This window comes from Sulfoacidibacillus ferrooxidans, from assembly GCF_022606465.1.
Classification (GTDB): Bacteria; Bacillota; Bacilli; order Alicyclobacillales; family SLC66; genus Sulfoacidibacillus; species Sulfoacidibacillus ferrooxidans.
On record NZ_JALBUF010000142.1, the window covers coordinates 1 to 255 of the forward strand.

The following is a 255-nucleotide window of genomic DNA, read 5'->3' on the forward strand; positions in this document are numbered from 1 at the left end:
GGTAGATATACCCTTTTCCGTTGTGAACAGCTTTACAAGTAATGCTTTTGAGGGAAATCCAGCAGCAGTTATTCTTAATGCAAATACCTTGGATCATGAGACAATGTTACGGATTGCACGTCAATTTAATCTTGTTGAAACAACATTTGTGCTTTCTGCTCCCCAAAACTCTGATTTTGATTTTGAATTAAGATATTTTACTCCGACAGAAGAAGTTTCTCTTGCGATACACCCTACCATTGCAGCACTCGTTTC

At 38.0% G+C, this 255-nt stretch carries 1 protein-coding gene; it reads left to right on the forward strand.

What is annotated here, in order from left to right; genetic code table 11:
• A partial coding sequence (locus MM817_RS17725; RefSeq protein WP_241717213.1) for a PhzF family phenazine biosynthesis protein occupies nucleotides 1-255 on the forward strand: 255 nt, incomplete at both ends.